Origin of the sequence: Novosphingobium fluoreni, from assembly GCF_014196615.1 — a bacterium.
In the GTDB taxonomy this organism is placed as follows: Bacteria; Pseudomonadota; Alphaproteobacteria; order Sphingomonadales; family Sphingomonadaceae; genus Novosphingobium; species Novosphingobium fluoreni.
Genome location: NZ_JACIDY010000002.1, coordinates 264,020 through 285,225, shown reverse-complemented (window position 1 = coordinate 285,225; position 21,206 = coordinate 264,020). Strand labels below are relative to the sequence as shown.

Here is a 21,206-nt window from a genome sequence, read left to right as displayed (position 1 = left end):
GAAACGCTGCGGCAGGACGCGTCAAACGCAGCGGCACCGCACCTTGGCCCCGCATGCTGGATGCGGGAACGAGGTGCGGTGCCGCCAGTCAGGGGCATAGGGCGCCCCGACGTGTGCCTGGATCAGGCCGACAGCTTCTTGCGGCCGCGCGCGCGACGGGCACGCAACACCTTGCGGCCACCGACCGTCGCGGTGCGCGCGCGGAAACCGTGGCGGCGAGCGCGGACGAGGTTGCTGGGCTGGAACGTGCGCTTCATGGCGAAACCTCAAAAACTAGGCGCCATCCCGGCGCGATGCTAACTCTAACGAACAAAAAGGCCGCCCCGCCAGGAGCGACCAGATCAGGCTGGCGCGGTTACGGGAGGACGTGAGTCGAGTCAAGGCGGTTGGCATCTCGCTGTGGCCACCCCTAATCGGTCATACCTCTTACAATCTTGTAACTCGACGTGGCCATTCGCACCATCCATGACCCGCGCGATCGTCACCGGCAAGGGGGAAGCGGTTTGGTCGCGCTGGTATCGACAGTGGCCTATCTCGGCTTGGAAGCACGCAGCGTCGAGGTGCAATGCCAGGTTGCGCCTGGAATGCCCGCCTTCCAGGTGGTAGGCCTGCCGGATAAGGCGGTCGGGGAAAGCCGCCAGCGCGTCACTGCGGCGCTCTCCGCCATGGGCCTTGCGCTGCCGCCCAAGCGCATCACCGTGAACCTCTCCCCCGCCGACCTGCCCAAGGAAGGCTCTCACTATGACCTGCCGATCGCGCTGGCGCTGCTGGCCGCGATGGGCGTGGCCGATGCCGAGCAGTTGGCAGACTTCGTGGCCGTGGGCGAATTGGCGCTGGATGGCCGGGTGATACCTTCCCCCGGCGTGCTGCTCGCCGCGCTCCACGCCAGCGCGGGGGACAAGGGGCTGATCTGCCCCGCCGCTCAAGGATCGGAGGCCCGCTGGGCCAGCGGCGTGCCGGTGTTGGCCACGCCCAACCTTATCAGCCTGCTCAACCATCTGAAAGGCACGCAGGTTCTGCCGGCGCCGGAACCGGGCAAGGCCGATCCACCGCCGCGCGGGCCGGACTTGAGGCAGGTCAAAGGCCAGGAAACCGCCAAACGCGCGCTGGAGATCGCCGCCGCCGGATCGCACAATCTGCTGCTGATCGGCCCGCCGGGCGCGGGCAAGTCCCTCCTCGCCAGTTGCCTGCCGGGCATCCTGCCGCCGCTGACCCCGGCCGAAGCGCTGGAAACTTCGATGGTGGCGAGCGTCGTGGGCGCGCTGGAAGAAGGCCGCATCAGCCGCGCCAGGCCCTACCGCGCGCCGCATCACTCCGCTTCGATGGCGGCGCTGACCGGCGGCGGCCTGAAAGTGAAGCCGGGCGAAGTCTCGATGGCGCACCTGGGCGTCCTGTTTCTCGACGAACTGCCCGAGTTCCAGCGCGCCGTACTTGATTCGCTTCGTCAGCCCTTGGAAACCGGTGAAGTCACCGTCGCCCGAGCCAATGCCCACGTCACCTACCCGGCCCGGGTGCAATTGATCGCAGCGATGAACCCGTGCCGCTGCGGGCACTTGGGCGATCCCGCGCTGGGGTGCAGCCGCGCGCCGCGCTGCGCCGCCGATTATCAGAGCAAGGTCTCCGGTCCGCTGCTCGATCGAATCGACTTGCACGTCGATGTCGATCCCGTCAGCGCGGCGGACCTTGGACTCCCACCCCCGAGCGAGGGCAGCGAACAAGTGGCTGCCCGAGTGGCGTACGCGCGGGCAGTGCAGACCGAAAGGTTGGAGGGCACCGGCCTTCGCAGCAATGCCGAGCTTGACGGTGACTTGCTGGAAACCCACGCCACCCCGGACGAGGCGGGCCGCAAGCTGCTGATGCAGGCGGCTGAGGCGATGCGGCTCTCGGCACGCAGCTATACGCGTATCCTGAGGGTCGCGCGGACGATCGCCGATCTGGCTGGAGCACCTGGGATCGGTCGCATTCACATAGCCGAGGCACTCAGTTATCGCCGACAGCCGCCGAGGAGCTGAAGGCTAGGGGCGGCTTGGCATCGGCGGCCATATCAGGAATAGTTGAATGGCCCGCCACGGCCGCCGCGTCGGGGCAGGCCTGTCGAAGCGCTGAAAGCGGAAGGTGTCAGGACGATGACTGCCGACAAGACCGTACATGCAGGCCAGTGTCATTGCGGGGCGGTTCGCTTCGAGGCGACGCTCAGTGATGGCTTCGAGACCGTCCGCCGCTGCACCTGTTCCTATTGCCGGATGCGTGGCGCGGTGGCCGTATCGGCGGAGATCGGCGGCATTCGGTTTCTCCAGGGCGAGGATCAGTTGACGAGCTATCGATTCAACACGGGGTCGGCGCAGCACTTCTTCTGCTCGCACTGCGGCATCTACACGCACCACCAGCGCCGTTCGGTTCCCAATCAGTACGGCGTGAATGTGGCTTGCCTTGATGGAGTGAGCCCATTCGATTTTCGCGAAGTGCCGGTGCTGGATGGGGTCAACCACCCGAAGGACAATGCGGGCCGCGCCGTTCTGGCCGGCACATTGCGCTTTATTCCGGCTGCGTAACCGAGTCGGCGGCCCGCCCCTCGCGGTTCAATTCACGCAGTACCGCCGCTACTACTTCCGGAGCGCCGGCAAATCCCAAGTGAGTACAACGCAGCGCGACCGCCCGATCCCGCTCACCCGGCCAGCCCGCGGCGGAGCGCGGATGCACCACGCCGTCGCGAGGGCTCCACAAGGCAGTAGTTGGCACGGGCGGCTTGGCCCGAAATTCGCAGGAGACTGGCGGTTCGTCGACGGAATGCCCGGTGATCACCTGATAGGCGCGCCACGCATTGTTGTCGCGCGGATTGCCCGAGAACGGCGTACCCATCGTAATCACGCGCGCGACACTATCCGGCTCACGCCGTGCGATCTCCCTCGCGAACAGGCCGCCCAGGCTCCAGCCGATCAAGGTCACGGGACGCCGGTGCTGGCGCGCAAGCGCTCCCACTCGGCGCATCAGGAAGGCAAAGTTCTGCTCGGTAGGCCCAAGGTTGAAGCCCAGTCCCCAATCGAGGACGGTATGCCCCGCCGCCGCCAGGCCATCGGCCAGCGGCTTCATCCGCTTGGGATGAGCACCGAAGCCCGGCAATAGCATGATGACTTGCGGGCTGGCGGCCTGGAGGGGCACATGCCGACCCGGTCGCCGGTGAAGCGAGGCGACTTCTCCCCATAGATAACGCAGCGGCGGAGTGCGCACGCCTTCGGGGCGCGGCATGCGGGCGAGTGCGGACCGGCGCAGGACTTCCGCCCGCGCGCGCATCGTGCGCTCCTCGGCGATCCTCCAGAAATTGCCCGGTATGGCCAGCACTTCGCTTAGTCTCCTGTTAGATGTCGATTTTGCCGAACGAATGCGCGGCTGCAGAGTTGCCCACTATGCGCCGCGATCGCCAACGTCACCTGAATGGCGCAACTGTAATCGAATTGTCATGATTGATGGCCGACCGGGCGCATTGCGGCTGGGCGCACCATACCCCATATGTTCCGCCATGCCCGAACTCGTCATCCGCCGCGGCTTGGAAGAGCCTGACACATCCGGAAACTTCGTACCGCACAAGCCGACGCGGCCGGAAAAATCGATGCCGGGCAAGCGGTTCGTGATCCAGTCCGACTATGCGCCCGCAGGCGATCAGCCGACCGCCATCGCCGATCTCGTCGCCGCCGCGCTGGAGGGTGAGAAGACGCAGACGCTGCTGGGCGTCACCGGCTCGGGCAAGACCTTCACCATGGCCAAGGTGATCGAGGAATTGCAGCGCCCGGCGCTGATCCTGGCCCCCAACAAGATCCTGGCCGCACAGCTTTATGCCGAGTTCCGCGACTTCTTCCCGGACAACGCGGTCGAGTATTTCGTATCCTACTACGACTACTATCAGCCCGAGGCCTACGTCCCCCGATCGGACACGTACATCGAGAAGGAAAGCTCGGTGAACGAAGCGATCGACCGGATGCGCCATTCGGCCACGCGTGCGCTGCTGGAGCGGGACGACGTGATCATCGTCGCCTCGGTTTCCTGCCTCTACGGCATCGGCTCGGTCGAAACCTATTCGGCGATGATCTTTGATCTCAAGCAGGGTGAGACGCAGGACCAGCGCGAGATCATCCGCAAGCTTGTGGCGTTGCAGTACAAGCGCAACGACACCGCCTTCGCGCGCGGCAACTTCCGGGTGCGTGGTGACAATCTGGAGCTGTTCCCGTCCCACTTGGAAGACACTGCCTGGCGCATCAGCTTCTTCGGCGACGAGATCGAGGAGATCGCCGAGTTCGATCCGCTGACCGGCAAGAAAGGCCAGGCTCTGGAAAAGGTGCGCGTCTATGCCAATTCGCACTACGTGACGCCCGGCCCGACGATGAAGCAGGCGAGCGAGGCCATCAAGTTCGAGCTTACGGAGCGGCTGAAGGAACTGGAAATCGAAGGCCGCCTGCTGGAAGCGCAGCGGCTGGAGCAACGCACCAACTTCGATCTGGAGATGATCGCCGCCACCGGATCGTGCAACGGCATCGAGAACTACAGTCGCTTCCTCACCGGCCGCCTGCCCGGCGAGCCACCGCCGACACTGTTTGAATATCTGCCGGACAACGCCCTGCTGTTCGTGGACGAGAGCCACCAGACGGTGCCGCAAGTCGGCGCGATGGCCAGGGGAGACCATCGGCGCAAGATCACCCTGGCCGAGTACGGCTTTCGGCTGCCCAGTTGCATCGACAACCGCCCGCTGCGCTTCAACGAGTGGGATGCGATGCGCCCGCAGACGATTGCGGTTTCCGCTACGCCCGGCCGCTGGGAGATCGAGGAATCGGGCGGCGTCTTCGCCGAACAGGTGATTCGCCCGACCGGATTGATCGATCCGCCGGTGGAGATCCGGCCGGTCGAGGACCAGGTGCAGGATTGCATCGAACAATGCAAAACGACGGCCGCCAACGGCTATCGCACCCTCGTCACAACACTCACCAAGCGCATGGCCGAAGACCTGACCGAGTTCATGCACGAGCAGGGCGTCAGGGTGCGTTACATGCACTCCGACGTCGAGACGCTGGAGCGCATCGAGCTGATCCGCGACTTGCGCTTGGGCGTCTATGACGTGCTGATCGGCATCAACCTGCTGCGCGAGGGGCTGGACATTCCAGAGTGCGGTCTGGTCTGCATCCTCGATGCCGACAAGGAGGGCTTCCTGCGCTCCGAAACCTCGCTAATTCAGACCATCGGCCGCGCCGCCCGCAACGTCGATGGCCGCGTGATCCTCTACGCCGATCGCATGACCGGCAGCATGGAGCGGGCGATCGCCGAGACCGACCGCCGTCGCGCCCGCCAGCAAGAGTTCAACGAAGCGAACGGGATCACCCCGCAAACGATCAAGCGCCGCATCGCCGATATCGTCGCCGACACCGCCAGCCGCGACGGCGTGCTGGTGGACATCGACGCGGAAGGCCAGAACAACCTGGTCGGCCACAATTTGCGCGGTTACATCGAAGACCTGGAAAAGAAGATGCGCGCCGCCGCAGCCGATCTGGAGTTCGAAGAAGCCGGCCGCCTGCGCGACGAGATCCGCAAGCTGGAAGGCGAGGAACTCGGCCTTCCCGACAAGGACAAGCGCGCACCGATCGTGGGACGCAGCAACGAGGGTAAACCCGGCACGCGCAAGATGCGCTATGGCAAGACGCAAAGGAAGTTCGGGAAGTGAGCGAACCGCCGGTTGCCGCTCCCCCCGTCACCACCAGCGCGCTGGAATATCGCGATGCCTTGCCCGTAGGCGGTGGATTGCTGGGTCTTGATCTTGGCACTCAGACCATCGGCACGGCATTCTGCGATGCCGGCTGGCGGATCGCCTCGCCGGGCAAGACGCTGAAGCGCGGAAAGTTCGGGGCGGACAAGGCCGCGTTGGAGGGATTGATCCGCGAGCGGGGGATCAAGGGCTTGGTGATCGGCCTGCCGCTGAACATGGATGGCAGTTCCGGTCCGCGCGCGCAGTCGAGCCGGGCTTATGCGCGCAATCTGGCGGTGTTGGGGCTGCCGATCCTGCTCTGGGACGAGCGCTGGTCGACCAGCGGGGCGGAGCGTGATCTGATCGCGCAGGACATGAGCCGCGCCAAGCGGGCAGAGCGGATCGATTCGGCAGCGGCGGCAGTGATCCTGCAGGGTGCGATCGATGCTTTGGCCGGGGGCATGTTCTAGCGCATTTCCCCGCGCGCTGCCTGTGAAAGGCCAGCCGCCGAAAGGCATCTCGTCTTCCAAAAACTCTGCTACGTTCTCCAGTGTGCACGCTTCCGTATCTTCGCCCATGATCGATTCCGAACTGCTGATGCTCGCCTATCGCAGCGGCGTGTTTCCCATGGCCGACCGGCGTGACGATCCCGATGTCTTCTGGGTCGAGCCCCGCTTGCGCGCGATCCTGCCGCTCGATGGGTTCCATCTCTCGCAGTCGCTCGCTCGCACTCTGCGGCGCGGGCGGTTCACGGTGACGTGCAACACCACCTTTCCGGATGTGCTGAATGCCTGTGCGGCCCCGCGCGCGGAAGAGCATGAAAGCTGGATCAGCCACCGCATCCAGGCGAGCTATGAGCGGCTTCATGCGCTGGGCCATGCCCATTCGATCGAATGTTGGGAAACCCTGCCGGACGGCTCTCGCATCCTGGTTGGCGGGCTTTACGGCGTCGGCTTCGATCGGGCGTTCTGCGGTGAGAGTATGTTCTCCCGCCGCACCGACGCGTCGAAAGTTGCGCTGTGCTGGCTGGTCGCTTCGCTGCGTAAAGCGGGCGCGCAAGTGCTGGATTGCCAGTTCATGACCCCGCACCTTGCTTCGTTAGGGGCGGTGGAAATCAGCCAAAAGCGGTACCTGACCCTGCTGAAACAAGCTCAATCCGGGGCATTGGCCTCTTCCACGACGTCCTCTTCCGGCGCCGCCGGGGCGGCCGGTGTGGCTGAAGCGGACGGCGATGCCGCAGGGCGAGCACTCGCGGTGCCGGAGGCCTTTGCCGCGCTCTTGGCCGAGGCTGCGTCCGCCGGGCCCGCTTCTTCACCTGGGAAATTCATCGCACACTTTTTGACCCAGACATCGTAGACCGGGTGCTGCACGACGTTCAGCGCAGGCGAATTCTTGAAAAGCCAGCCGGAGAAGATCTTGTGCCAGCCCAGCTTTTCCTGAGCGGTGGCGCGATCCTGCACGAAGACCTGCACGAAAGCGCCCTCATCCGCCGGCGCTTCCCACGGCAACGTGCGTTCGCATGACGCCAGCTTGAGCACGACATTGCCGACGCGCCGAGTCTCGCCCGGCTTCATCACCACGTCCTGGCTCAGGTTGTTGCGCTTGTTCAGCAGGCCCAGCGTGGCAACGCGCTCTTTGAGCGGGGTGCCATAATCGTCCTTGCCGGCGACGGGGATCACGGCCTTGCCGCCGGTCTGCGCGATCGCTTCGGGAACGCCGGTTTCCTGCGGTTCCGGCGCTGGCTCTCCCTTGCAGGCGGACAACAGGGCAAGCGCAGCGAACGGTGCCGCGATCGCCCCCCTTGCCATGCAAAACCGCTTCAACGCGCTTTCCTCAGGCGTCCGGGGACCAGGCTTCGTAGTCCCCAGTGGCGCGGGCGCGCTGGCCACCACGCTCCAATGCGCCCTGCGGACGATAAGCGTTGCCGGTGCCGGTGGCATTGGGCGTGTAGTCCACCTCCCAGATGCGGGCCGGCGGCAGATTGCTTTCCGGCAAGCCGTCAGAATTGTGGTGAAGCCACCCATGCCATTCGGCGGGCACGTTGCTGGCGTCGTTCGCGCCGGCGTACATGACCCAGCGGCGCTCATACCCTTGCGTGGTCTTCAGCTTGGCCGAGCGGAAATAGGTGTTTCCTTGCGCGTCGGTGCCGACGTGTTCGCCATTGCGCGCGCTCCACAGCGAAGTGCCGATTGTCGCGCCGTTCCACCAGGTGAAGATCTTTGAGAGGATGCTCATAGCGGCCTCGCGTTAGCCCCCTTCGCCGCCCGTGCCAAGCGGATTGGGCAAGGATATGCCTTCACCGCGCCTTCGGCAGCTTCCAGCTGACCTTGTCGCCCGGCTTGATGCCCAGTTGGGCCGCCCGGCCGCCGTTCAGTTCCAGCACCGCCCCGGCGATCCCTTCGGACGGCACCGGCGTCAGGTCATACGGCAAGGCATTGGCGATGTTGAGGATCGTGCCATTGGGCGCGATAAAAATGATGTCCAGCGGGATCACCGTGTTCTTCATCCAGAACGAGGGGCGACGCGGCGTTGCTTCCGGAAATATCATGCCCTCGTCCGCGCCCATTTCGGGACGGAACATCAGGCCTTTCGCCTGTTCCTCCTGCGATGCCGCCACTTCGACGCGGAAGGCGTGAGTCTTTGCCCCGCTGCGGACCGTCAGGTCGATGACGGGCAGACCGGATACCGCATGCACGGCCGGCGCGGCGGTGGCGCTCTTGGCGTTCGCTGCGCCGGAGCCGCCGTCCAAGCCGCCAGAAGAACACGCGCCCAGCGCCAGCGCCAGGGCCGCAAGTGTCGGAATCAATCGCAAAGGTCATCTCCTTGCGCCGACTCGAGCCATTCCTCGAGCGCGGCAATCGTCGTCGATTCCACGATCCGACGCGCATTGTCGAGCGTATGTCCCGCGCGCAGCATCGCGGCCACCTGCTTGTCGCGCAGCGGACGGTCCGGGAGGGGATCGTGCCATGGGCCGAACCGCCGCCGCCGGGCCAGCGAGACGGCCGACTGCCGCGCCGTGCCCGCGTCTGGCGCCACATCCACGCGCACCGCCTCTTCCACCCCCGCCGCCCGCAAAGCCTCGCCCACGCGTCGCCCGCCGTAGCCGCGGCGCAGCAAGCTGTCCGACTTCATCCGAGCATAGACCGCGTCGTCGACATAGCCCGCCTCGGCAAAGCGGCGTGAAAGGGCGGCGGCATTCGGCATTTCCTCGCCGTCCCAGCCACGCTCCCGCAGCTTGCGGATAAGATAGGCCTCCAGCTTTGCACGGGTGGTGGCGAAGCGGGCGACATAGGACAAAGCCAGCTCTTCCAGCCGTTTGTCGTCCAATGGCGACGGTTTGCGGTCAGTTCGTGGCATGCTGCCCTATTCGTGCCACAGTCGCCCTGGAATGAGGAGCGCTATAGCATTGCGTGGGAGAGAGGTGTTTCGCAATCGTTGAAACCCCGATAAGGGCCCGCGCAACCATGCGAAAAAGAACAACAGCACAAGGTTTTGTGAGATGAACGACACCATCGGACTGGTGCCGGACCTGGCGGAGACCAAGTTGCTCGCCACCCCCAATACCGATAGCCTGCCGCGTCGTCTGGCCAACTTCGAGACGTTCGGTGAAGCGCTGGATTATGCCGCAACGGGCAAGCGCGGCTTCAATTTCCACGATCCGCGCGGCACGCTGACCCGGGCTTATCGCTATACCGAGCTGCGCGAGGATGCTCGCCAGGTTGCTTATGAACTGATCGCGCGCGGCTTTGTGCCGGGTGATCGCCTGGCCCTGATCGCGGAGACCGGGCCGGAGTTCGCGGCGCTGTTCTGCGGCTCGATCTACGCTGGCGTATGGCCGGTGCCACTGCCGCTGCCCACTAGCTTTGGCGGCAAGGACAACTACATCGAGCAGCTGGCCGTGCAGCTCAACAGCTCTGACCCCAAGATGCTGGTTGGACCGAACGAGATCGGCGAGATGACCGCCGCCGCCGCCGCCCGCCAAGGATGCGAGCATGCCGGCTGGGACGATTTCACGGCTGGCACCGCGGTTGCGGTGGACCTGCCGAACATCCAGACCGACGATATCTGCTACCTCCAGTACTCGTCCGGCTCCACCCGTTTCCCGCATGGCGTTGCCGTCACCCATCGCTCGCTGTTGTCGAACCTGTCGGCGCATAGCCACGCTATGGAGTTGGAGGACAACGATCGCTGTATTTCCTGGTTGCCGTGGTATCACGACATGGGGCTGGTCGGCTGTTTCCTGTCGCTGATCGCCAACCAGGTTTCGGGCGATTACCTGAAGACAGAGGATTTCGCCCGTCGTCCACTAGCGTGGCTGGACCTGATCACGCGTAACCAGGGCACATCGGTCTCCTACTCGCCCACCTTCGGCTATGACATCTGCGCGCGCCGCATCTCCAGCCAAACAGCCGTGAACGATCGCTTCGACTTGTCGCGCTGGCGCCTGGCCGGCAACGGTGCGGACATGATCCGGCCCGACGTAATGCAAAGCTTCGTCAATGCCTTTGCGGATGCCGGTTTCAAGGCAAGCGCCTTTCTGCCCAGCTACGGCCTGGCCGAGGCGACCCTGGCCGTCACCGTCATGCCGCCCGGCGAAGGCATCCGCGTCGAATTGGTCGAGGAAGAGCGCCTGTCCGGCTCTCCCCGCGATCTCAGCCGCCCCGCCCGCTACCGCGCCATCGTCAACTGCGGCAAGGCCGTGAAGGACATGGAAGTGGTGATCCGGGGCGAGGACGGCGGCACGCTGCGCGATCATCAGATCGGCAAGGTGTGGTGCCGCGGCACCAGCGTGATGCATTCCTATTTCCGCGATCCCGAAGCCACCGCCGCCTGCCTGGTCGATGGCTGGCTCGATACCGGTGACATGGGGTACATGGCCAAAGGCTACCTGTTCATCGTCGGCCGGGCGAAGGACATGATCATCATCAACGGCAAGAACCACTGGCCTCAGGATATCGAATGGGCGGTGGAGCAATTGCCTGGCTTCAACCATGGCGACATCGCGGCTTTCTCGATCGAGATGGAAAATGGCGAGGAAACCCCAGCTGTGCTGGTCCATTGCCGCGTGTCCGATCCGGTCAAGCGCTTGGAGCTGCGTGATCAGATCCGCGACAAGGTGCGCGCCATCACCGGCATGAACTGCGTGATCGAGCTGATCCCGCCCAAGAGCCTCCCTCGCACCAGCTCCGGCAAGCTCAGCCGCGCGAAGGCGAAGAAGCTGTACCTCTCGGGCGAGATCGCGCCGTTCGATCTGGCCGCCTGAGGCTTCATCGGCAGCGGGGGGATCGAGGCGTTCCCCCTTCCGTCCCGCTAGATATTGCGGTGCAATTCCAGGTAGTCGCGCGGGATCCGTAGGGCCAGCGCGGCGACTTGCGTTTCGCGCAGGAACAGCACCAGGCCCCACATCAGCAGCGTCAGCGCGATCACGAAGGTGACGGCTGCCGCGATCTGCAAGTTGGTGTGCGTCATCTCCTCCACGAACAGCAGCGCCACGGTGAAGCCGATGAACAGGCCGGAGAGCACCAGCAGGCGGATCGCGCTGGTGCTTAGTGCCATGCGCCGGTCGATCAGCCGGATTTCGGTGACGACCATGTCATGTTCCAAGCCCGTCGTGGCGGTGTGCCGTTCCTGCAGCACGCGCGCCCTGTCGACCACGCGGCTAAGGCGCGTGGACAGCAGGTTCAGGATGTTCCCGATCGCGACCAGGACGAAAACGGGAGCCAGCGCCAACTGGATGGTATGCGCGATCATCGAAAGTCCGGGCTGAATAGCGGTTGGAAGAACATAAAGCGATCTTGCCTCAATTGCGTTCCGGAGTGAACCAACGCTGTTGCCAGCCGTAGATCGAGATGACCGGCTCCCCTGCGGCATTGCGAGCCGGACGGAACCGGAACCGGCTCGTCGCCAGGTCGCAGGTGATGCGATCAGCCTCCGGGTCGCGGCTGGGCCCGACGATGCGGCAAGCGGTGGGCCTGCCATCCGCACCCACCGTCAGGGCGATCGTCACCGCGCTGCCAAGCCGCAAGTCGCGGGTGCGGCGCGGATAATCGCGGGCGGAAACGATATCACCGGCGATCTTCACGGCCTTGACCGCGCCTCCCCCGCCGCCCGTGCCGGTTCCGCTACCACCGGCGCCCGTGCCCTGCCCGATGCCGACAGCGCCTGTTCCTGCTCCGGCGGCGCTGGCTCCGGCGCGGTTCGCCGCTCCTTCCCCCGCGACGGGGGGTGCGGGCGGCGTGGCGATCACGATACGGGGCGCGGGCGCCGCGACTGCGCGGGGGCGTGCTTTCTTGGCAGGCGGAGCGGCGGCTCCTTGCGCTTGCGCCACCGCATTGCTCGGACTTGGCCGGGGCGCGGGCGGCGGCGGCGGAGGTGGCGATGGGGTTGCGAGCGTGACGTTTACCGCCTGCAGGACGGGCCGCAGGGCCGCGTCTCCCAATGAAGGCGCAAAGACCGCCACCAGCGCTACGATCGCCGCCACGTGCAGCCCCAGAACCGCCACCGCGATAATCAGGCGGGCGCGTTTGCGTGGCTTGAGATCGGGGGCGGGCATGGCCGATTGATATAGGTCAGCCCGCCCGGTTTGACAGGGCGCGCGACTGGGCTGGCGAACACTCCGTCAAGCATTGGCATGGAAAAGAGCTGCGCCGAGGACCAGCCACCCGCCAACCGCGTCAGACGCCTAGCTTTCTGCGAAAGCGAACGGCTGCGCAGGCCGCCGGTACTCGTCCGTCAGGATCTCCCGTCCGATCGGCGGCGCCGAACGCGCCTCGCACTCCGCGCGATGGCACAGTCGGCAGGTGACCCCGATAGGCGTGGGCACGGCGGCTTGCTCGCTACGAGCATAAACCAGCTTGTCCGCGTCATGCGCCGCACACGCCAGAGCCACTGCGTGTTGCATGCGCGGACGCCCGTGACCGCCACCCGATGCTCCGGCCGTCCGCGCGATGGAGAAGAAGCGCTGCCCGTCCGGCAGTTCCAACCACTGCGTCAGCACTTCGCCAGGCCGACGAAACGCCTGATGCAGGTTCCACAAGGGGCAGCCACCGCCATGCGCCGCGAAGGAAAAGCCCGCGCCATCCAGACGCTTGGCGACATTGCCCGCCTCGTCCACGCGCAAAAAGAAGAAGGGGACACCCTCCTGCCCCGGCCGTTGCAACGTGGTGAGGCGATGCGCCACCTGCTCGAAACTGGCGCCAAACACCCCCCGGATCGCCCCGATATCGTAGCTGCGCGCCTCCACGATCTTGGCGAAGCGTTCATACGGCATCACGATCGCACCAGCAGCGTAAGCAGCCAGGCCGCGCTTGACCAACGCCTCCGCGGTCTCCGTGGAGAACGGCTGCTGCCGCACAAGACGTCCCAGCTCCGATCGCATTTCCGTGTAGGCGATGTGTATCGCGATCTGGAACGCGCGGCTGGGCGCATTCAGCGTATCGGCGATCAGCAATTGCTGATTGTGCCGGTCGAACCGACGCAAGGCGTGGAGCAGAACCTCGGGCGGCAGGAAGCGCACGCGCACCCCCTTTTTCGCCAGGAACTTCGCCGCGCCGCCCTCCGCCTCGATCTCTTGCGCAAGCTGCTCCGCCTGGCGATCCAGCGCATCGAAGTAATTGCGGTTCTTGGCGAAGTAGCCCTGCGCCTCGGCCAGAGGATCGCGGTCTTGCGCATCCCCCTCGCCCGCCGCGCGCTGCGCCAGCGCCTGCTGCTCACGCACGTAAGCCCCATGCAGCCGCAGCAAGGCTTCGGAAATGCCGGGGAAGCTGGTGGCCAAGTCGGCCGTTTCCAGCGGCGGCAGGTCGATATCCGAGAAGATGGGATCGCGCAGCACTTCGGCGATACGCCGGGTGTATGTCTCACCATCCTCGTTGGCGAGGTCTGTCACATCCATGCGATAGGTGCGGGCGAGGCGCAGCAGCATGTCCGCCGTGACCGGGCGCTGATTGCGTTCCAGCAGTGCCACATAGGAAGGAGAGATGCCCAGGTCTTCGGCCATGACTTGCTGAGTCAGGCCAAGCTCCCGGCGCAATCGCCGCAGACGAGGACCGAGGTAAAGAGGACGGGTTTCTGCCATGACCGCAATACTTGTCATAGCCGCACAACTTTACAAAGAACTTTTGTAAAGTTTGACACGCTGACACCACAGGCGGTTTCCCGCTGTCGAGCCGTTGCATAGAAGACGGGCCACGCTCTTAAAGAAGATCGGGGAAAGACACGTGACGTATCAGCAGACCATCGCCGAGGCCGGCACCGCCATTGGCAACGAACCCAACTGGAACGGGATCGAAGCCGAGTCCGTCGCACGCATGCGCCTGCAGAACAAGTTCCGCACCGGCCTCGATATCGCGAACTACACCGCCAAGGTGATGCGCGCCGACATGGCCGCATACGACGCCGATCCTGCGAACTACACGCAGTCGCTGGGCTGCTGGCACGGCTTCATCGGTCAGCAGAAGCTGATCAGCATCAAGAAGCACTTCGGCACCACCAAGGGCCGCTACCTCTACCTGTCGGGCTGGATGGTCGCCGCGCTGCGTTCGGAGTTCGGCCCCCTGCCCGACCAGTCGATGCACGAGAAGACCTCGGTTCCGGCCCTGGTCTCGGAACTGTACACCTTCTTGAAGCAGGCCGACGCCCGCGAATTGGGCGGCCTGTTCCGCGATCTCGACAAGGCGCGTGAAGCTGGCGACGAAGTCGAAGCCAAGCGCATCGAGCACGCCATCGACAACTACGAAACCCACGTCGTGCCGATCATTGCCGACATCGACGCCGGTTTCGGCAACGCCGAGGCGACCTATCTGCTCGCCAAGAAGTTCATCGAAGCGGGCGCCTGCTGCCTGCAGATTGAGAACCAGGTTTCCGACGAGAAGCAGTGCGGCCACCAGGACGGCAAGGTCACCGTCCCGCACGAGGACTTCATCGCGAAGATCCGCGCCATCCGCTATGCTTTCATGGAAATGGGCGTGGATGACGGCCTGATCGTTGCCCGCACCGACTCGCTGGGCGCTGGCCTCACCAAGCAGATCGCCTACACCCGCGAGCCGGGCGATATCGGCGATCAGTACAACTCGTTCCTCGATTGCGACGAAGTCAGCACGATCGAGCATGGCGAAGTTCTGATCAGCCGCGGCGGCAAGCTGCTGAAGCCCAAGCGCCTGCCTTCCAACCTCTACCAATTCCGCCCCGGCACCGGTGAAGACCGCTGCGTTCTGGATTGCATCGAGGCCTTGGAAAAGGGCGCCGACCTGCTCTGGATCGAAACCGAGAAGCCCCACATCGCCCAGATCGGCGGCATGGTCAGCCGTATCCGCGAAGTGATCCCCAATGCCAAGCTGGTCTACAACAACTCGCCCAGCTTCAACTGGACGCTGAACTTCCGCCAGCAGGTGTTCGACCGCTGGCAGTCGGAAGGCAAGGACGTCTCGGCTTACGACCGTACGCGCCTGATGAGCGTGGACTATGACGGCACCGAGCTGGGCATCGAGGCTGACGAGCGCATCCGCACCTTCCAGCGCGATGCGGCGCGCGAGGCGGGGATCTTCCACCACCTCATCACGCTGCCGACCTACCACACCGCCGCGCTGTCAACCGACAACCTGGCCAAGGAGTACTTCGGCGAGGCGGGCATGCTCGGCTACGTCAAGGGCGTGCAGCGCGAGGAAATCCGCCAGGGCATCGCTTGCGTCCGTCACCAGAACATGGCCGGCTCGGACATCGGCGACGATCACAAGGAATACTTCGCCGGTGAAGCCGCTCTCAAGGCCGGCGGCGCGCACAATACTATGAACCAGTTTGCTGCCGCTTAAGGCAGCAGCGGGGAACCAGTTCGCTGCCGTCTGAGGTGAGCGGACGACCGAAAGAAACCCCTCGTCATCCCGATCAAGCGCCGGGATGGCGAGGTCACGAACCAGCGCGATGCAGGAAAGGAAACGTGCGATGACCACTACCACCACGACCGAACCGAGCCGCGCCCGCGCGGTACTTTCGAACGAAGATTTCAAGCTGCTGCAAGAAGCCGTGATGTTCTACATCAAGGCGCATGAGGACGATCCGATCTCGTCCAAGTATTCCAATCTCTACCATCGCTTGGGCAGCGCCGTTCGCCGCTGATCGCAGGCGCGGGTTCGGTCCTCAGGCCAACCCGCTCACCGTTTTCCTGGGGAGGAAAACCATGGCCCGTCGCGCTTCCCCGCGCGGCGGGCCATATTCTTTTGTCGCCGCCCACAAAGACGCGCAGCATTCCGCGCGCGGCGTCGTTATCATCTCATTGCGGTCGGCGCTCCTCGCCCCTCCGCAGGGAAGCGACAAATATGATAATGACCGGACATCCGGCACGGCACGCCCCCGCCACGGCGCACATCAACGCGATCGGCACCGCACTCCCCCCGCATGAGATTCACGCCGCCTACCATGGCCTTGTCGATCACATGCTGCCTGACCCGCGCAAGCGGGCGATCTATGATCGCATGGCAAAGCGCTCCGCGATCGACCGGCGCTATTCCTTTATCCGCAGCGGTGATGCGGTGGACGATGGCTACGAACATGCCGACAGTTTCTACGCCCCGGGCGCCTATCCCGGCACGTCATCGCGGATGCGGCAGTATGAGAAGTGGGCGCCCGAACTGGCACTGGATGCGATCGGCCAGCTGGATGGCGACATCACGGACCAAGGGATCACCCACGTCATCGTGGCCAGTTGCACAGGCTTCGTCGCTCCGGGACTGGACCAGATTCTGATCAAGCGCACCGGCATCGATCCTTCGGCAGAGCGCACGTTGGTGGGTTTCATGGGCTGCTATGCCGCCGTGAATTCGCTGCGGCTGGCCCACCACATCGTGCGCTCCACGCCCGAGGCGCGGGTGCTGGTGGTGAATGTGGAGCTGTGCACGCTGCATTTGCAGGAGACGCAGGATCTCGACAAATTGCTGGCGATGCTGCTGTTCAGCGATGGTGCTTCGGCCGCGTTGGTGACTGCCGAACCCAAGGGCATCGCCCTGCTCGATTTTCGCGCCGCGTCGATCCCCGGATCGGCGGACCTGATCACCTGGCACATCACCGACCAGGGCTTTCTGATGCATCTGGATGGCCACGTGCCCGCCCGCATCGCAGAAGCCCTGGGGATGGAGCGCAGCCGCAATGCGCCGGACGGCATCCTGCGCGGACAGGCGGTGGCAGACTATGACTTGTGGGCCGTCCACGCCGGCGGGCGCTCGATCCTGGATGCGGTGGAGCGGGGGCTTGAGTTGCCGGCCCAAGCGCTCGCCCCGTCGCGCGCGGTGCTGCGGGAGAACGGCAACATGTCTTCGGCCACGCTGATGTTTGTGCTGGCGCGGATGATGGCCGGGAAGACGCCGGGCACTCCGCCACAGTCCGGGATTGGCATGGCTTTCGGCCCCGGCCTCGCCGCCGAGAGCTTTCGCTTCAACCTGCTTTGACGATGCCGGATTTCTCCCGCCGCTCGCTCGCGCCGGAGCTGATGGACGGTGATGACGTATCGGCGCAGGACTTCGCGGCCTGCATGGCCGATCTGGCGCGCGTCAACACCGTCACCCTCGCGCGCCGACCGACGCTGGGGTTTCTAGCTGAAGCACTCGCGAACTTGCCTGGCGAGCCCACTATCCTCGACGTGGGGTTCGGGGCCGGTGACATGCTGCGGCACATCGCCCGGATGCTGAAACGCAAAGGTCGCTCGGCACGATTGGTCGGTATCGACCTCAATCCCCGTAGCGAGCCCGCCGCCAGTATGATGACGCCTGATGACATGCGGATCGAATGGGTCACCGGCGATGCCTATGCGTGGAGCGAACGGGAGCGGCCTGACCTCATCATCAGTTCGCTCGTCACGCACCACATGACCGACCCGGAGATCGTGCGGTTCGTGCGGTGGATGGAAGATACCGCGCGTGGCGGCTGGTTCATCAACGATCTGCACCGCCACGCCCTGCCCTGGCACGCCTTCACCGTCATGGCGCGTGTTGCGGGCTGGCATCGCTTCGTGCGGCACGATGGCCCTCTCTCAATCGCCCGCAGCTTTCGTCGCGCGGATTGGCAAACCTTGCTGACGGAGGCCGGCGTGGCCGATGTCGCTAACATCCGCTGGCGCTTCCCCTTCCGCTTTTGTGTCGAGCGGCGACGGTGGTAGGCTCAGCGATCGTCATCGGCGGCGGCCTCGCCGGAGGAGCGGTGGCGACCCGGCTGGCGCGTGCCGGTCATGGCGTCACCGTGCTGGAACGGGAGACCGGTCCTCACGAAAAGGTCTGCGGTGAATTCCTCTCGGTGGAGGCGTGCGAGGATCTGGCGAGCCTGGGCCTGCCGCCCGAGCGGCTGGGCGGCGTGCCGATCGACCGTGTACGCGTGCATCGCGGCCGCCACACTGTCGAAGCGCGCCTGCCCTTCCTGGCGCATGGGCTTAGCCGCCGGGTGCTGGACGAAGCCTTGCTGGAAACGGCCGCCGATGCCGGAGCTGAAGTGGTGCGCGGGGTGCGTGTCACCGGCATCCAGGGCTACACCGTTCTGGCCTCTGACCAGAACCGCGAGAGCAATGCGATCCTGCTGGCCACCGGCAAGCACGACATGCGCGCGATGCCCCGCGCCGCCCCGTCCACGAAGGATGGTTACGTCGGCTTCAAGATGCATTGGCGTCTCCCCGCGCCAGCCTTGGCCGAACTCGATCGCTCGATCGATCTCATGCTGCTGGGCACCGGTTACGCGGGGCTTCAGCGCGTCGGCGCGCGCGATGCGAACTTGTGCCTTGTGGTCCAGCGCAGCCAGCTGACGCGCGTGGGCGGCACGTGGGAGGCGCTGCTGGCAGACCTCATGCCGCAACCCGCCTTTGCCCGCCTGCTCGGCTCCGCGCAGCCGCTGTTCGCAAAGCCGCTCGCCATCGCCAATCTGCCTTACGGCTACGTCCTGTCCGGCGAGCAGGATGGGCCGGAAGAGGTATGGCGCCTGGGCGACCAGGCCGCGATGACTGCGTCACTCAGCGGCGATGGCATGTCGGTCGCGCTGCGCAGCGCCCGCCTCGCGGCGCAAGGCCTGCTACAGGGCAAAACCGCCACGCAGTTTCATCGGCAACTGGCGCGCCATGTCGGCCCGCAAGTACGAATGGCGATGCGAATGCAGCGCCTTTCGGAACGGCCGATCGCGCTGGCGGCGGGGGTACTGGCGGCGCGGCTGTGGCCAGGCCTGCTCACCCAAGGCGCGAAAGCCACGCGTCTCCCATCGCTGGGCGTGCCTAAGGCCGAAATAAACCGCTGGTCCACTTTGTCTTTACGGACACATTAACCTTTATCGACCAAGCTGTTCGGGCGGAAACAGTGGGGCGTCGATGAAACTGGACTTCGGCCAAGATTCCATGGCGGGCGCCGTGGCTGTCGAGAGCCTGCAATCGCTGGAGGAGGCGATGGGCGCGGCGCATCGTGCCGAACGCTGGCTGCGCGAGGCGATCGATCTGCTGCCCGAGGGCGTGGTGTTCCTGGATGCCGAGGGGCGGTACATCCTGTGGAACCAGCAGTACGCCCAGATCTACGCCGTCTCCGCCGATCTCCTAGCCCCTGGCGTGCGTTTCGCCGATACGCTGCGCGAGGGCGTGGAGCGGGGCGACTATCCCGAGGCGATCGGACGCGAGGAGGAATGGCTGGCAGAGCGGATGGCGCGCCTGACCGCTCCATCCTCCCGCCACGAACAGCGGCTTGCCAATGGCCGGCGCATCCTGATCGAAGAGCGCCGCACTTCCGATGGTGGCAACATCGGCCTGCGAATCGACATCACCGACATGCGTCAGAGCGAGGAGGCGTTCCGCCTGCTGTTCGAACGCAATCCCATCGCGATGATGGTCTACGATATCGAAAGCGGTTGCATTCGATCTGCCAATCCTGCCGCGGTCGATTACTTCGGCTATCCGACCGCTGATCTGGAAGGCCTTTCCGCCAGCGCCCTTTTCCCTGAGAAGACCTGGGCGCGCGCCGAGCAACTACTGGCCCAGGATTCCAGCGACGACCGCCAGGTCTGGCAAGTGCGGCACCGCGACGGCACCATCAGCGAAGCGATGATCTACACCCGCCTCTCCCAGCTGGAAGGCTATTCCGCTACGATCGTGTCCATCTTCGACATTACCGAGCGGCGGCGCATCGAGCAGCGCATGAAGCACATGGCGCGCCATGATGAACTAACGGGCCTTGCCAATCGCGCCCATTGCCGTGCGCATTTGCGCCAAGTGCTGCAAAATGCCTCATCCACGGATAGCGTGACGATGGCGTTGGTCGACCTCGATCACTTCAAGGCAGTGAACGATACTTACGGCCATCACCTGGGCGACGTGTTGCTGACCGAGGCAGCACGCCGGATGCGCTCGCTGGTGCCAACCGACGCGCTGCTGTGCCGGGTCGGCGGAGACGAGTTCGCCATCATCTTCAGCAAGTCCAGCCGCGCGCAGGTCGAGATCGTTTCCCGCTCGATCATTACCACGTTGTCCCAGCCCTTCCATGTCGATGGCAATGTGCTGCACATCGGCGCCACGATCGGCTTCGCATCGTCTCCGCATCACAGCTCGGACCCGGAAACCCTGCTGCGGTATGCCGATCTGGCGCTCTACGCCGCGAAGGGGGAAAGCCGCGGGACTTGTCGCTGCTTCGAAAGCGATCTGGACGCCGCCGCGCAGGAAAAGACCCGGCTGGAAATCGACTTTCGCGAGGCTTTGCGAAAGAACCAGCTTGAAGTTCACTACCAGCCATTGGTCGCGCTGGCGACGGGCGAGGTTCAGGGTTTCGAGGCGTTGCTGCGCTGGCGCCATCCGGTGCGCGGACCCGTATCGCCCGACGTGTTCATCCCGCTGGCCGAGGAAATGGGCCTGATCGATACCGTCGGCCGCTTCGTCCTCAACGCCGCGTGCGCCGAAGCGCGGAAATGGCCGGACCACATCCAGCTTTCCGTCAACGTCTCTCCGCTGCAGTTCCGGAACGGCAACCTTACCAGCACCGTCATCGCGGCGCTGACGGCATCGAGTCTCGCGCCAGGGCGGCTGGAACTGGAGATCACCGAGGCCGTGCTGATGGAAAAAGGCCCCCGTCCGTCCGCCATCATCCGCAACTTGCGCGCGTTTGGCATCGGCATCTCGCTGGATGACTTCGGTACCGGATACTCGTCCCTTGGCTATTGGCTCAACTTTCCGTTCACCAAGATCAAGCTCGACAAGTCCTTCATCCTCAATCTGGAGGGAGAGACCAATTCACGCGCGGTGATCCGGGCGGTGATCGGCCTGGGCAAAAGCCTGGGCCTGACCGTCACGGCGGAGGGGATCGAGCGCGAGACCGTGCGCGATTACTTGCGCGACGAAGGCTGCATGCAGGGCCAGGGCTATCTGTTCGGTCGCCCGCAACCGGGGCCGGAGGCGCTGCGCTATCTTAAAGACATGGGGCATTCGGCGGTGCCCAGCCTCGGCTGACGACATGTCGGGACGATGCGCAGCGAATAATGCATCCTC

General features: G+C 64.9%; 20 protein-coding genes and 1 pseudogene. 12 read left to right on the top strand and 9 right to left on the bottom strand.

Annotated elements, in window-relative coordinates; all coding sequences use genetic code 11:
• Positions 1–122 precede the first annotated feature (122 nt).
• Entirely contained in the window at positions 123–257 is a 135-nt protein-coding gene (gene rpmH / locus GGR39_RS05020) for a 50S ribosomal protein L34 (protein WP_058735136.1), read from the bottom strand.
• Positions 258–503: 246 nt separating this feature from the next.
• On the opposite strand from rpmH, the gene GGR39_RS05015 reads away from it, so the two are divergent.
• Both GGR39_RS05015 and GGR39_RS05010 read left to right on the top strand, forming a co-directional pair.
• The gene (locus GGR39_RS05015) at positions 504–2,012 is read left to right on the top strand and encodes a YifB family Mg chelatase-like AAA ATPase (RefSeq protein WP_183616492.1); all 1,509 of its coding nucleotides are present in this window, start codon (positions 504–506) and stop codon (positions 2,010–2,012) included.
• A 114-nt stretch (positions 2,013–2,126) separates the two neighbouring features.
• A complete protein-coding gene (locus GGR39_RS05010; protein WP_183616152.1) occupies positions 2,127–2,552 on the top strand; it encodes a GFA family protein in 426 nt (141 codons plus the stop codon).
• On the opposite strand, the gene GGR39_RS05005 is transcribed toward GGR39_RS05010, so the two are convergent.
• On the bottom strand, positions 2,536–3,291 hold the full coding sequence (locus GGR39_RS05005; protein WP_183616491.1) for an esterase/lipase family protein: 756 nt from the start codon (positions 3,289–3,291) through the stop codon (positions 2,536–2,538). The two genes, GGR39_RS05010 and GGR39_RS05005, sit on opposite strands and share 17 nt — an antisense overlap.
• A gap of 226 nt (positions 3,292–3,517) precedes the next feature.
• Here GGR39_RS05005 and uvrB point away from each other — a divergent pair, with 226 nt between their 5' ends.
• The 3 genes from uvrB (at position 3,518) to aat (ending at position 7,081) form a co-directional block, all read left to right on the top strand.
• The gene (gene uvrB / locus GGR39_RS05000; RefSeq protein ID WP_183616151.1) at positions 3,518–5,704 is read left to right on the top strand and encodes an excinuclease ABC subunit UvrB; all 2,187 of its coding nucleotides are present in this window, start codon (positions 3,518–3,520) and stop codon (positions 5,702–5,704) included.
• The gene (gene ruvX, locus GGR39_RS04995) at positions 5,701–6,195 is read left to right on the top strand and encodes a Holliday junction resolvase RuvX (protein WP_183616150.1); all 495 of its coding nucleotides are present in this window, start codon (positions 5,701–5,703) and stop codon (positions 6,193–6,195) included. Before uvrB ends, ruvX begins: the two co-directional genes overlap by 4 nt.
• Positions 6,196–6,301: 106 nt before the next feature.
• Positions 6,302–7,081 carry a leucyl/phenylalanyl-tRNA--protein transferase gene (gene aat, locus GGR39_RS04990; RefSeq protein WP_183616149.1) on the top strand — a complete coding sequence of 260 codons (780 nt, stop codon included), beginning with the start codon at positions 6,302–6,304 and terminating at the stop codon, positions 7,079–7,081.
• Between the two features lie 35 nt (positions 7,082–7,116).
• On the opposite strand, the pseudogene GGR39_RS17190 reads toward aat, so the two are convergent.
• The 4 genes and pseudogenes from GGR39_RS17190 to GGR39_RS04970 form a co-directional block, all read right to left on the bottom strand.
• Positions 7,117–7,299 (bottom strand): annotated as a pseudogene (locus GGR39_RS17190) (DUF2155 domain-containing protein); the annotation flags it as partial.
• Between the two features lie 259 nt (positions 7,300–7,558).
• On the bottom strand, positions 7,559–7,960 hold the full coding sequence (locus GGR39_RS04980) for an NADH:ubiquinone oxidoreductase subunit NDUFA12 (protein ID WP_058735142.1): 402 nt from the start codon (positions 7,958–7,960) through the stop codon (positions 7,559–7,561).
• A 61-nt stretch (positions 7,961–8,021) separates the two neighbouring features.
• Complete coding sequence (locus tag GGR39_RS04975) at positions 8,022–8,537, bottom strand: DUF192 domain-containing protein (protein ID WP_183616148.1); 516 nt, start codon at positions 8,535–8,537, stop codon at positions 8,022–8,024.
• Positions 8,528–9,082, bottom strand: a complete 555-nt coding sequence (locus GGR39_RS04970; protein WP_183616147.1) for a regulatory protein RecX — start codon at positions 9,080–9,082, stop codon at positions 8,528–8,530. Before GGR39_RS04970 ends, GGR39_RS04975 begins: the two co-directional genes overlap by 10 nt.
• 142 nt (positions 9,083–9,224) lie before the next feature.
• Here GGR39_RS04970 and GGR39_RS04965 point away from each other — a divergent pair, with 142 nt between their 5' ends.
• Positions 9,225–10,988: a fatty acyl-AMP ligase gene (locus tag GGR39_RS04965; protein ID WP_183616146.1), complete on the top strand. Its 1,764-nt coding sequence runs from the start codon at positions 9,225–9,227 to the stop codon at positions 10,986–10,988.
• 47 nt (positions 10,989–11,035) lie between these two features.
• Here the strand turns inward: GGR39_RS04965 and GGR39_RS04960 are convergent, their stop codons facing one another.
• The 3 genes from GGR39_RS04960 to GGR39_RS04950 form a co-directional block, all read right to left on the bottom strand.
• Positions 11,036–11,476 (bottom strand): DUF2721 domain-containing protein, encoded by a 441-nt coding sequence (locus GGR39_RS04960; RefSeq protein ID WP_058735146.1) that lies wholly within the window; start codon positions 11,474–11,476, stop codon positions 11,036–11,038.
• 49 nt (positions 11,477–11,525) lie between these two features.
• Complete coding sequence (locus tag GGR39_RS04955) at positions 11,526–12,278, bottom strand: TonB family protein (RefSeq protein WP_183616145.1); 753 nt, start codon at positions 12,276–12,278, stop codon at positions 11,526–11,528.
• Between the two features lie 129 nt (positions 12,279–12,407).
• Positions 12,408–13,799, bottom strand: coding sequence for a helix-turn-helix domain-containing protein (locus GGR39_RS04950; RefSeq protein ID WP_183616144.1), 1,392 nt, complete (start codon positions 13,797–13,799; stop codon positions 12,408–12,410).
• A gap of 142 nt (positions 13,800–13,941) precedes the next feature.
• On the opposite strand from GGR39_RS04950, the gene GGR39_RS04945 reads away from it, so the two are divergent.
• The 6 genes from GGR39_RS04945 to GGR39_RS04920 all read left to right on the top strand — a co-directional run bounded on the left by GGR39_RS04945 (position 13,942) and on the right by GGR39_RS04920 (position 21,167).
• Positions 13,942–15,531 (top strand): isocitrate lyase, encoded by a 1,590-nt coding sequence (locus tag GGR39_RS04945; RefSeq protein WP_183616143.1) that lies wholly within the window; start codon positions 13,942–13,944, stop codon positions 15,529–15,531.
• A 130-nt stretch (positions 15,532–15,661) separates the two neighbouring features.
• The gene (locus GGR39_RS04940) at positions 15,662–15,835 is read left to right on the top strand and encodes a hypothetical protein (RefSeq protein ID WP_183616142.1); all 174 of its coding nucleotides are present in this window, start codon (positions 15,662–15,664) and stop codon (positions 15,833–15,835) included.
• Between the two features lie 200 nt (positions 15,836–16,035).
• A complete protein-coding gene (locus GGR39_RS04935) occupies positions 16,036–17,160 on the top strand; it encodes a type III polyketide synthase (protein ID WP_246388340.1) in 1,125 nt (374 codons plus the stop codon).
• 2 nt (positions 17,161–17,162) lie between these two features.
• A complete protein-coding gene (locus GGR39_RS04930; RefSeq protein WP_221225971.1) occupies positions 17,163–17,867 on the top strand; it encodes a methyltransferase domain-containing protein in 705 nt (234 codons plus the stop codon).
• Positions 17,861–19,009 carry an NAD(P)-binding protein gene (locus tag GGR39_RS04925; protein ID WP_183616141.1) on the top strand — a complete coding sequence of 383 codons (1,149 nt, stop codon included), beginning with the start codon at positions 17,861–17,863 and terminating at the stop codon, positions 19,007–19,009. The genes GGR39_RS04930 and GGR39_RS04925 overlap by 7 nt, the downstream gene beginning before the upstream one ends.
• Positions 19,010–19,091: 82 nt before the next feature.
• Positions 19,092–21,167, top strand: a complete 2,076-nt coding sequence (locus GGR39_RS04920; protein ID WP_343055778.1) for a putative bifunctional diguanylate cyclase/phosphodiesterase — start codon at positions 19,092–19,094, stop codon at positions 21,165–21,167.
• Positions 21,168–21,206 lie beyond the last annotated feature (39 nt).